Here is an 11952-nt window from a genome sequence, read left to right as displayed (position 1 = left end):
GGCCTGGGCGGCGAGGGCGCGGGCGCCGGCGCCTTCGGCCAGCCGCATGCCGATCTCGGCGAGACGCGAGAGCATCTCGACCTGCTGCAGCGCGAGGCCGCGGCAGTACGCCTGGATGTCGAGATCGGGCGGCACTTCCTTCATGGAACATATCATGAACAAGAATGCCGAGTTAACGCAACTGCACATTGTGTTCACTCGCCCGGCCCGGGGGCCGGCGCGGGTGGCGGCAGGCTGGACCGCCATGGCGCCGCGCCATCGCCGACCTGTATGCCGCAGCCGGATCAGCTCGCCGAGGATGCGGCCCCGAGAATCTGGGCGAACTGGTAGGCGGCGAGCGCCAGGATCACGATCCCGACGGCCCAGGTCATCGGCTTGGCCGGCACGCGCTTGACGATCAGCCCGGCGAACGGAGCGGCCGCCAGGCCGCCGACGATCAGGCCCGCGACGGACGCCGCATGCTGCCGAAGGTCGCCCGCCTCCTGCCAGCGACCCGAAAGCAGGGCGGCCACGAAGGCGGCCGAAACGGTGCAGGTGACGATGAATTCCGAGGCCCCCACGGTGCCGATCGCCTTTCGCGGCTCGACCCCCGCGCTCACCATGGTGGAGGAGACGATCGGGCCCCAGCCGCCGCCCCCGAGCGCGTCGAGGAAGCCGCCGGCCGCCCCGATCGGCGCGGCCCAGCCGGGGTGCAGGTGACGGCGCCGGGTCTCGCGGATGGCCCGCACCAGGATGTAGAGCCCGATGATGGCGAGATAGGCCGCCACGAACGGCTTGATGGCCTCGCCGGGGATGCCGGTCAGCACCGTCACGCCCAGTATGGCCCCGATCACCCCGGAGACGGCCAAAGGGAAGAACAGGCGCCAGTTCACGTTCCGATGGGCCATGTGAGAGGTGGCGGTGGCCGCGGTCGTGAACACCTCGGCCGCGTGGATGCTGGCCGACGCCGTCGCGGGCGGTATGCCGAAGGCCATCAGCACCGAGGAGGAGATGACGCCGTAGGCCATCCCCATCGCCCCGTCGATGGCTTGCGCCACGAACCCGACGAGCAGGAAGAGGACGAAGGTTTCCATCGACAGGCCCGCTGATGTCCGTCGGGTGAACGGCCCCGCATCGCTTCAGTTCCAATGCTTCCGGTCCGGCCCGGTCGATGGCCCGCTCGACGGCGGCAGCGGCACCCCTCGAACCGGCCTCAGGAGGCTGTCGTCAGCTGTCCCGCTTCGGGATCGCCCTGTGGAAGGGCCGGCGGACGTCCCGGCCGGCCTACTGCGCGTGGACGGCGACGGCGCCGCGCTCCTGTGCGCCCAGCGCCTGGGCGTAGAGGGCCGGGTCGCTGAGCAGGCCGATCGCCACCTGGACGTCGAGATCGGCGTCGTGCACCTGCCAGGGGCAGGCGGCGCGCACGCGGCGCAGCGCCGCGTCGTCGTCCGGCGCCCGGAACCGCTCCGCCGCCACATCGGCCAGGCTGGGAAGCTGCCCGGCGCGGAAGGCCTGGATCAGCGCCTTGGGGTCGGCGCCGTTACCGCTGGTGCAGACGGTCGGCAGGATGCCCTGGCGATGCCAGGTGTAGCCGGAGGGCGCGTAGATCCGGCTCCAGGTCAGGAACAGCTCGCCGTCATTCGGCAGCCGGGTCACGGTCTGCACGCTGCCCTTGCCGAAGGAAGTGGAGCCGACCAGGATCGCCCGGCCGGAATCCTGCAGCGCCGCGGCCGTGACCTCCGCCGCCGAGGCGGAATGGCCGTCGACCAGCACGGCCAGCGGCAGGCGGCGGGCGATGTCGTCGTCGCCGGCGGAGAAGCTCTGGTCGCTGTCCGGGTTGCGGCCGCGGGTCGAGACGATCTGGCCGTGGTCCATGAACATGTCGGCCAGCGCCACCGACTGGTCGAGCAGCCCGCCGGGATTGCCGCGCAGGTCGAGGATGATGCCGCGGGCCCGGCCGTTCAGGCCGCGCAGCAGCCCGGTCACCGTGTTGCGCACGGCGCGGGCGGCGGTGGTGTTGTATCGCAGCAGCTTGATGATGATGACGTTGTCGCGCACCTCGCTGCGCACCATGTTCTCGATCACCTTCTCGCGGGTCATGGTGGCGGTGCGGCTGGTGCCCCGGGGCTCGCGCACGGTCAGGGCGACCTTGGTGCCGGCGGGCCCGCGCATCAGGTCGGCGATCTCGTCGACCTTCGCGTCCTCGACCGACACGCCGTCGACGGCGACGATCAGCGAGCCCTTCAGCAGGTTGGCGCGCGCCGCCGGCGTGTCCGGGAACACGTCGCCGATCACCGGCCGGCCCTTCTCGTCCTCGCTGAGGGCGATGCCGACGCCGGTGTAGCCGTCGCGCTGGGCGCGGTCGTCGCGGGCGCGGTCCGGGTTGACGTAGCGGGAATAGGGGTCGAGATCGGCCAGGAGCGCGTCATAGACCGCCTGGTACGCGGCCTCGTTCCCGGCGGTGGCGATCTTGGACGAGGCGAGGGAGGCGGCGTCGAGCGCCGACGCGACCGTGGTGCCCCAGTCGTAGGAGGCGTCCGGCTCCGGCGAATCGAGATCGGCGACCACATGGCCGGCGCGGATCAGCTGCACCCGGCCGCCGTCGCGGCGGGCGCTGATCTCGTCATCGAGCTTGGACAGGCCGTTCAGCCCGTCCAGCGCCAGCTTTCCGAAATTCTCCTGGACCAGATAGACTTCCTGGATGCGGTCGAAGCCGACGGTGAACACCGACGGGTCGGCGAAATGGCCGGCCTCGCGAATCTGCGCTTCGGCCTGCGCGGGCGCCGGGGAATCCGGGGCGGAGGAGAGACAGCCCGAAAGCACCAGCAGCGCTGCAAAAACCGCCGCCAACCGCTTCTGACAAAACACTTAATGGAACTCCGGCCCGGATCTTCTCATCCGGCACTCTAGGCCAGGTACTTGACAGGAAAAAGGCGTTATTGCAGCGCAGCAGGGCTGCGCCGGGCGCCGAGGGGCCGTCGACATAAAGTGGTATGTATTCGGCGGCCGGATCGGACCCCTTTACCCGCTTGCGAGACGTTTCGAATTCCCAACCCGTCATTGCGAGCGCAGCGAAGCAATCCATAGAGCAGCTCGTGCGGGCCGATGGATTGCTTCGTCGGCTTCGCCTCCGCGCAATGACGGTGAGAGGGGAGGTTTCCACCTCTCCTAGCGTCGACGCGGACCGCGCCGCGGCCCGGGGCGGGGGCCGGATCTCGGGCGGCCGCGGCGGCCCGGCTCGGCGAGGGGCGGCAAGCCCTCGACATCGGCGCCCTGGGCGGCGTCGACCAGGGCGAAGACGGTGCTGCCGGTCAGGGGATCGGCCTCGGTGACCCGCACCCGCACCCGCGCGCCCAGCCGGAACACCCGGTTCCAGCGCCGGCCGACCAGGGCGTGCGCCGCCTCGTCATGGTCGTAGTAGTCGTCGGGCAAGGTCGAGATCGGCACCAGCCCGTCGGCGCCCGACTCGTCCAGCTTCACGAACAGGCCGAACTTGGCGACGCCGCCGATCCGGCCGGGCAGGACCGCGCCGATCCGGTCGGACAGCCAGCTCGCCAGGTAGCGGTCGACCGCGTCGCGCTCGGCCTGGGCGGCGCGGCGTTCGGTGACGGAGATGTGCTCGCCGATCTCCTCCAGCCGCGACAGCTCCTCCTCGGTCGCGCCGTCCTGGCCGAGGCCGAGCAGCCGGATCAGCCCGCGATGCACGGTCAGGTCGGCATAGCGGCGGATCGGCGAGGTGAAATGGGCGTAGCGGGGCAGGGCCAGGCCGAAATGGCCGATATTCTCCGGGCTGTACACCGCCTGGGCCTGGGCGCGCAGCACCATCTCGTTGACCAGCGGCTCCTCCGGCCGGCCTTCGGCCCGCGTCAGGATCTGGCCGAACACCCGCGGCCGCATCACCTGGCCGAGCGACAGGGAATAGCCGAGCGGGGCCAGGAACTCCTTCAGCGCCTCGACCCGGGCGCGGTCGGGCTGGTCGTGCACCCGGTAGAGACCCGGCATGCCCTTGTCGCTCAGCGTCTCGGCCGCGGCGACATTGGCGGCGATCATGAACTCCTCGATCAGCCGGTGGCTGTCGAGCCGCGGCCGGATGCCGATCGAGGCGACGCGGCCGTCCTCGTCCAGCTGGACCTTGCGCTCCGGCAGGTCCAGCTCCAGCGTGCCGCGCTTCTGCCGCGCCGCCAGCAGCGCCTCGAAGGCACCGTAGAGCGGGGCGATCACCGGCTCCAGCAGCGGGCCGGTGACCTCGTCGGGCCGGCCGTTGCGGGCGGCCTGCACCTGCTCATAGGTCAGCCGGGCGGCGGAGCGCATCAGCCCGCGGCGGAAGCGGTGGCGCTTCAGCCGGCCCTGCGCGTCGATCCAGAGATCCGCGGCCAGGCAGGCGCGGTCCTCGTTGGGCCTGAGCGAGCACAGACCGTTCGACAGCGCCTCCGGCAGCATCGGCACGACGCGGTCGGGGAAGTAGCAGGAATTGCCGCGCTCGAAGGCGTCGCGGTCCAGCGGCGACCCCGGCGGCACGTAGTGGGCGACGTCGGCGATGGCGACGATCAGGTGCCAGCCGCCGGGATGGTCCGGGTCGGGCTCGGCCCAGACCGCGTCGTCGAAGTCGCGGGCGTCGGCGCCGTCGATGGTGACCAGCGGCAGCGGGCGCAGGTCGACCCGGCCGTCGAGACCGGCCGGCTGCGCCGCCTCGGCCTGGGCCAGCGCCTTGGGCCGGAACTCGGTCGGGATGCCGGCGGCGTGGATCGCGATCAGGCTGATCGAGCGCGGATCCTCGGCGTCGCCGTAGCGGGCGGTGACCACGGTGCGGCGCGGCCCGAGGCGGTCGGAGGCCTCGACCAGCGCTTCCACCAGCTCGCCGTCCTTCGCGCCGGCGGTGTCGCCCTCGCGCACCGGCCAGGTGTCGCGGGCGCGCTTGTCGGCCGGCACGATGCGGGCCTGGCCGTCGCGGCCGCGGCGGAACACGCCGACGACCCGGAGGTCGGCCTGGGCCTCCAGCCGGCGCATGGTCCGGCCGGTCCAACTGCCGTCCTCGTTCTGCTGCAGCCGGGCCAGAACCCGGTCGCCGACGGCCAGTGCGCCCTGACCGCGGCCCTCGGCGGCCATGGCGATGCGCGGGGGCGGCTCGTCCTCCTCCCAGCGCACCGGCTGGGCCAGGGCCTCGCCCTCGGCGTCGATGGCGACGATGCGCAGCACGGCGACGCCCGGCAGGGCCGCGCCGGGCACGCGCATGCGGCGGCCGCGGCGCTTCTCCAGCTGGCCGTCCTCGGCCATGTCCTGCAGCAGCTCCTTCAGCCGCACCCGGTCGTCGCCGGTGATGTGGAAGGCGCGGGCGATCTCGCGCTTGCCGACCGTGTCCTCGCGCGATTTGAGGAATTCGAGGATCTGCTCGCGCGTCGGGAAGGGCTTCTCCGCCTTCCGGCCCTTGGCCGCGGGCTTGGCGCCCTTCCGGGTCGGGGGCCTTGTCATGACGCGGGGTGCGGACCAGGGGTGGCACCACATCGATCGGCGATACCGACGGCGGGCCTGCGAACAGATTGCCTCTCCCGCTTGCGGGAGAGGTCGGACATCCGAAGGATGTCCGGGTGAGGGGATCGCGGCCTCGCCGAAAGCACGGCTCTGCCGCAAGCGAGCGCATGATCCGTCCGGTCCTGAAACGCCGATCCCGGTGTCGCGGCCGAGCCGCCCTCACCCGGTCTCGCTGCGCGAGCCCGACCTCTCCCGCAAGCGGGAGAGGCAACGGAACATGTCCAAAGGGAATACCGACCGAGCGAGCCGAGAGAACCCCCTCCCCCTGCCCCCCTCCCGCGAGGGGAGGGGGGACTCAGGTTGGTACGGGAGAGGGGGGATTCGGGTGCGTTCACTCGGCCGCCTTGCCCTTGCGCGCTGTTGCCTTCTTGGCCGGTGTCTTCTTCGCGGACGACTTCGGCGCCGCACGGCCGCGGCCGCCCTTGGCGGGGCCCTTCGCCGCCTTGGCGGCCAGCCACTCGACCGCCTTGTCCACGGTCACCGCCTCCGGCTCGACGCCCCTCGGCAGCGAGGCCATGACCTTGCCGTGGCGGACATAGGGGCCGTAGCGGCCGGCGAAGACCTTGATCGGCTCGCCGTCCGCCGGATGCGGGCCGACCTCGCGCAGCGGCTCGGCGCTGGCGCGGGCGGCGCGGCCGTTGTCGGCGGCCAAGAGGTCGACGGCGCGGTTCATGCCGATCTTCAGCACGTCCTCGTCCGGCGGCAGGTTCTTGTAGCGCTCGCCATGCTTCAGATAGGGGCCGAAGCGGCCGATGCCGGCGACGATCGGTTCGCCCGACTCCGGATGCCGGCCGATCTCGCGCGGCAGCGACAGCAGGGCCAGCGCCTCCTCCAGCGTCATCGCCATCGGATCCTGCGCCTTGGTCAGCGAGGCGCGCTTCGGCTTGGCGCCTTTCTCGGCCTCGTCCCCCGGACCTGATTGGGGCGGGCCGAGCTGGGCGTAGATGCCGTAGGGGCCCTTGCGGATCGACACGGGCAGGCCGGTCTCCGGATCCTCTCCCAGATGCCGCGGGAGGGCCGATTCCTCGCCGCCGTTCTCCTCCGCCGGGGCGCCGAGCGGCCGGGTGTAGCGGCACTCGGGATAGTTCGAACAGCCGACGAAGGCGCCGGTGCGGCCCAGCTTCAGCCCCAGCCGGCCCTTGGCGCAGGACGGGCACAGCCGCGGGTCGGTGCCGTCGCCCTTGGGCGGGAACAGGTGATCTGACAGCGCCTCGTCCAGCGCCGAGATCACGTCGCCGATCTTGAGATCCTTGGTCTCCTCCACCGCGGCGTGGAAGGCGGCCCAGAAGTCGCGCAGCACCTGCTTCCAGTCGAGCCGCCCGCCGGAGATGTCGTCGAGCTGCTCCTCCAGCTTGGCGGTGAAGTCGTACTCGACGTAGCGGCGGAAGAAGTTCTCGAGGAAGGCGGTGACGATGCGGCCGCGATCCTCCGGGATGAAGCGCTTCTTCTCCAGCCGGACGTATTCGCGGTCCTGCAGCACCTGCAGGATCGAGGCGTAGGTGGAGGGGCGGCCGATGCCCAGCTCCTCCATGCGCTTCACCAGGCTGGCCTCGGTGTAGCGCGGCGGCGGCTGGGTGAAGTGCTGCTCGGGCACGGTCTTGCGGCGGTCGACCGCGTCGCCCTTGGCCATGGCCGGCAGGCGGCGCTGGCTCTCGTCCTCCTCGCCGGAGGGATCGTCGCGGTCCTCCTGGTAGACCTTGAGGAAGCCGTCGAAGCGGACCACCGTGCCGACGGCGCGGAACACCGCGGTCTGGCGGGCGTCGGCGACGTCGACGATCGCCTGGTCCAGCACCGCCGATTCCATCTGGCAGGCCATGGTGCGCTTCCAGACCAGCTCGTAGAGCCGCAGCTCCTCGCGCGACAGGAAGCGGGCGACCTCCTCGGGCCGGCGGCGCAGATCGGTCGGGCGGATCGCCTCATGCGCCTCCTGGGCGTTCTTGGCGGTCGATTTGTAGACCCGCGGCTGGCCCGGGACGTAGGTCGGGCCGTAGAGGCTGCCGATCGCCTGGCGGGCCTGGGCGATGGCCTCGCCGGCCAGGGTCAGGCCGTCGGTCCGCATATAGGTGATCAGGCCGACGGTCTCGCCGCCGAGATCGACGCCCTCATAGAGGCGCTGGGCCGTGCGCATGGTCTGGGTCGCGCTCATGCCCAGCTTGCGCGACGCCTCCTGCTGCAGGGTCGAGGTGGTGAAAGGCGGCGCGGGGTGGCGCCGCACCTGCTTGGTCTCGACCGAGACGACGGCGAAGGCCAGCGGGTCGATCGTGGCCACCGCGGCCCGGGCCGAGGCCTCGTCCGGCAGGTCGAACTTGTCGAGCTTGCGGCCGTTGAGATGGGTCAGCCGGGCGGTGAACTCCTCGCCCTTCGGCGTGCGGAACACCGCCTCGATGCTCCAGAACTCGCGCGGCCGGAAGCGCTCGATCTCCAGCTCGCGCTCGCAGATCAGGCGCAGCGCCACGGATTGGACGCGGCCGGCGGAGCGGGAGCCCGGCAGCTTGCGCCACAGCACCGGCGACAGGGTGAAGCCGACCAGGTAATCCAGCGCCCGGCGGGCCAGATAGGCCTCGATCAGCTCGCGGTCGAGGTCGCGCGGATGGGCGACGGCGTCGAGGATGGCCGACTTGGTGATCTCGTTGAAGGTCACCCGGCGGATATCCAGGTCCTTCAGCCCGCGGCGCTCGCGCAGCAGCTGCTGCACATGCCAGGAGATGGCCTCGCCCTCGCGGTCCGGGTCGGTGGCCAGCAGCACGCGGGAGGCGTCCTTGGCGGCGCGGGCGATCTCGTCCATGCGGGACTTGCCGCGGTCGGCCAGCTCCCAATCCATGGCGAAGTCTTCCTCGGGGCGCACCGAGCCGTCCTTCGCGGGCAGGTCGCGGACATGGCCGAAGCTGGCCAGCACCGTGAAGTCCCGGCCGAGATATTTGTTGATCGTCTTGGCCTTCGCGGGCGATTCGACGATCACGAGGGTCTGGTCTGCCAAAGCGCCACACTCGTTACGACAGCGGCGCCGCCGGGCGGCGGCGCCAGGAATAAAGACCCACCGCGGGGCGGCGGGTCAGAGCAGGCTGATCCGGTTGCCGGGCTGGCGCTCGATCCGGCCGGCGAGTTCGAGCTCCAGCAGCACGGTCAGCACCACCGGCGGAGACAATTGGCAATCGCGCAACAGTTCGTCAACCGCCGTCGGCGTCGGCGACAGCCGTTCCAGCACCTGGGCCATGACCCGGGCGCGGTCGGATTCGGCCTCGCCGGGGCCGGCGGCCGCCTCGCCCGGAAGCGGCCGCGGGGCGGCGCGGACCGGCTCGCGCAACGGCGTGGAGACCTGGGGCGCCAGCGCCTCGATCACATGCTCGGCCGATTCGACCAGGGTGGCGCCGCCGCGGATCAGCCGGTTGCAGCCCTGGGCCCGGGGGTCGAGCGGCGACCCCGGCACCGCCAGCACCTGCCGGCCCTGCTCGGCGGCCATGCGGGCGGTGATCAGCGAGCCGGAGCGCAGCGCGGCCTCGATCACCACGACGCCGAGCGAGAGGCCGGAGATCAGCCGGTTGCGGCGCGGGAAGTGGCGCGCGGTCGGCTGGGTGCCGAGGGCGCTCTCCGCCACCAGGAGGCCGGATTCGGCGAGGCGGTCGTAGAGCCCGGCATTCTCCGGCGGGTAGATGATGTCGAGGCCGCCGGCCAGCACCGCCACCGTGCCGGTGGCGAAGGCGCCCTCATGCGCCGCGGTGTCGACGCCGCGGGCGAAGCCGGAGACCACGGTGAAGCCCGCCTCGCCGAGCTGACGCGCCATGTCGTGGGCGAAGCGGCGGCCGTTCAGCGAGGCGTTGCGCGCCCCGACCATGCCGACCATCGGCCGGCCGGCGAGGTCGCCGCGGCCGAGCAGCGACAGCACGGGCGGCGCGTCCTCGACCGCGGCCAGCGTCTCGGGATAGTCGGGCTCGCAGGCGGCGACGACGCGGCCGCCGATCCGCCCCAGCGCCTCCAGCTCGCGCCGCGCCTCGGATGCCGGGGGCGGCTTCAGCTCGACCCTGCGGCCGCCGCGGCGCGACAGTTCGGGCAGCGCCTCGATCGCGGCGCCGGCGGTGCCGTAGCGGGCGATCAGCGTGTGGAAGGTGATGGGGCCGACGGAATCGGTCCGGGCCAGGCGAAGCCAGTCCGACCGTTCGGCTTCGCTCAAGGGGCGCCGGGGCGTCGTCGTCATGCGCTCAGCTTCATGGCAGGGCGCCGGCCGGGTCAATCGGGGATCGCGCCGCGGTCAGCCTGCCGCCGCCTTTTTCTTCTGGCCGATCTTCGGCTCGTCGCCGCGCAGCAGGCGGCGGATGTTGCCGTCGTGGCGGATGAACACCAGCACGGCGATGAACAGGGCCAGGGCCGCGCGGGGCAGGTCGGTCCAGACCGTGCCGAAGACCGGCACGCCGGACAGGGCCCAGGCCAGCACCGGCGCCGCGGCGGTCGCGGTCAGCGATGCCAGCGAGGAGTAGCGGAACAGGAAGGCCATCACGAGCCAGACCAGGCAGCACAGCACGCCGACCGGCCACATGATGGCGAGCAGAGTGCCCAGGGCGGTGGCCACGCCCTTGCCGCCCTTGAAGCCGAGCCAGACCGGGAAGAGGTGGCCCAGCATGGCGCCGCCGCCGGCCAGGACCGCGAGCAACGGATCGAACAGGCCGGCGACCAGCACGGCGATCGCGCCCTTGCCGCCGTCCAGCAGCAGCGTCGCCAGGGCCAGGCCCTTGTGGCCGGTGCGCAGCACGTTGGTGGCGCCGATGTTGCCGGAGCCGATGCTGCGGATGTCGCCCAGCCCGGCGGCGCGGGTCAGCACCAGGCCGAAGGGGATCGAGCCGAGCAGATAGCCCAGCACCGCCGCGGCGACGAGCGCCCAAACCGAGGAGGCATCGAATGACATGAGCGAATCCGTTCCTGCGCCGCGACCATCATGGCGATTTTCCCGGCCGGGGGAACGGGGATGTCGGGTGTCACGCCGGCAGTCTTGAAACGACTCCCCCTTGTCGTCATGGCGAGGCGCGCAGCGCCGTGGCCATCCAGGGGCCGGCGCGAGCGGCCCTGGATGGCCACGCCCCTTCGGGGCTCGCCATGACGGATTCCATAGTTCCGGCCGCGGGGCGTCAGGCGGCGTGGTTCAGGTGGCGGATCCGGCGCAGCTGCGGGAACCAGGCCGACCACAGCGCCGCCACGGCCATGGTGCCGAGGCCGCCGACCACCACCGCCGGGACCACGCCGATCAGCGCCGCCGAGAGGCCGGCGCGGAACTCACCGACCTCGTTCGAGGCGCCGACGAACACCATGTTCACGGCGTTGACCCGGCCGCGCAGCGAATCCGGCGTCCACAGCTGGATCAGGGTCTCGCGGACATAGACGCTGGCCATGTCGAAGGCGCCCATCAGGATCAGCGCCAGGATCGACAGCCAGGGCAGGGTGGAGGCGCCGAAGACGCAGGTGAAGGCGCCGAAGCCGGCGACGCAGACGAACAGGATCAGCCCGGCCCGGTCCTCGATCGGCCTTCGGGCCAGCCAGATCGCCACCACCAGCGCGCCGATGCCAGGGCCGGCCCGAAGCAGGCCGAGGCCCCAGGGCCCGACATCGAGGATGTCGCGGGCATAGGCCGGCAGCAGCGCGGTGGCTCCGCCCAGCAGCACGGCGAACAGGTCGAGCGAGATCGCGCCCAGCACCACCTTCTCGCCCCAGATGTAGCGGAAGCCGGCGCCTAGGCTGTCCCAGCTCGCCGGTTCCGGCACCGTCTTCTGCGCCGGCTTCGGGATCAGCGCCACCAGCACGACCGAAGCCGCCATCAGCACCGCGGCGCTGGCATAGGGCACCTCGGGCGCCAGGCCGTAGAGCAGGCCGCCGATCACCGGGCCGGTGATGGTGCCGATCTGCCAGGAGGAGGAGTTCCAGGCGATCGCGGTCGACAGGTCCGCGGCCGGCACCAGGTTGGGCAGCAGCGACTGCGCCGCCGGGTTGAGGAAGGCGCGGGCGACGCCGAGCGCCGCGAGGACCGCGAAGATCGGCCAGACCCGGTGGTCGCCGCCGATGGTGAGGGCCAGCAGCGCCAGGGCGCACAGGATCTCGCCGACGATGCAGACCGCCATGATCATGCGCCGGTTGTAGCGGTCGGCCGCGGCGCCGGTGACCAGCACCAGCGCCAGCGACGGCAGGAACTGCACCAGCCCGACCAGGCCCAGGTCGAACGGGTCGCGGGTCAGGTCGTAGACCTGCCAGCCGACGGCGACGCTGACGAACTGCACCGCGAAGGTCGCGATCAGCTTGGCGGTCCAGTAGCAGGCGAAGCCGCGATGGCGGAAGACGCTTCCGGATGCGGCAGGGGGAGGCTCGTCGGCGGTCATCGGCGGCGCTGCGGAAAGGGGCGCCGACGATAGCGGTTCGCAACCGACGGCGGAACCCTGCGCGCCGGGATGGCTGCCCGGCGCGCAG

General features: G+C 72.0%; 7 protein-coding genes. All 7 read right to left on the bottom strand.

All coding sequences use genetic code 11. The features are described from left to right. Positions 1-284: 284 nt before the first annotated feature. Positions 285-1073: a sulfite exporter TauE/SafE family protein gene (locus G537_RS0119160; RefSeq protein WP_026871506.1), complete on the bottom strand. Its 789-nt coding sequence runs from the start codon at positions 1071-1073 to the stop codon at positions 285-287. Between the two features lie 190 nt (positions 1074-1263). Further along, a complete protein-coding gene (locus tag G537_RS38725) occupies positions 1264-2829 on the bottom strand; it encodes a S41 family peptidase (protein ID WP_051248617.1) in 1566 nt (521 codons plus the stop codon). Positions 2830-3147: 318 nt separating this feature from the next. Next, positions 3148-5448: a ribonuclease R gene (gene rnr / locus G537_RS38720; protein ID WP_064742169.1), complete on the bottom strand. Its 2301-nt coding sequence runs from the start codon at positions 5446-5448 to the stop codon at positions 3148-3150. Positions 5449-5839: 391 nt separating this feature from the next. After that, positions 5840-8485, bottom strand: coding sequence for a type I DNA topoisomerase (topA, locus tag G537_RS38715; RefSeq protein WP_034852229.1), 2646 nt, complete (start codon positions 8483-8485; stop codon positions 5840-5842). Positions 8486-8560: 75 nt separating this feature from the next. Further along, positions 8561-9700, bottom strand: a complete 1140-nt coding sequence (gene dprA / locus G537_RS0119140) for a DNA-processing protein DprA (RefSeq protein WP_034852227.1) — start codon at positions 9698-9700, stop codon at positions 8561-8563. Positions 9701-9754: 54 nt separating this feature from the next. After that, entirely contained in the window at positions 9755-10405 is a 651-nt protein-coding gene (gene plsY, locus G537_RS0119135; RefSeq protein WP_026871504.1) for a glycerol-3-phosphate 1-O-acyltransferase PlsY, read from the bottom strand. 220 nt (positions 10406-10625) lie between these two features. Continuing rightward, on the bottom strand, positions 10626-11864 hold the full coding sequence (locus G537_RS0119130) for an MFS transporter (RefSeq protein WP_026871503.1): 1239 nt from the start codon (positions 11862-11864) through the stop codon (positions 10626-10628). Between the last annotated feature and the right edge of the window lie 88 nt (positions 11865-11952).

It is taken from the genome of Inquilinus limosus DSM 16000, assembly GCF_000423185.1.
In the GTDB taxonomy this organism is placed as follows: domain Bacteria; phylum Pseudomonadota; class Alphaproteobacteria; order DSM-16000; family Inquilinaceae; genus Inquilinus; species Inquilinus limosus.
This window is presented reverse-complemented; position numbering and strand designations above follow the sequence as displayed.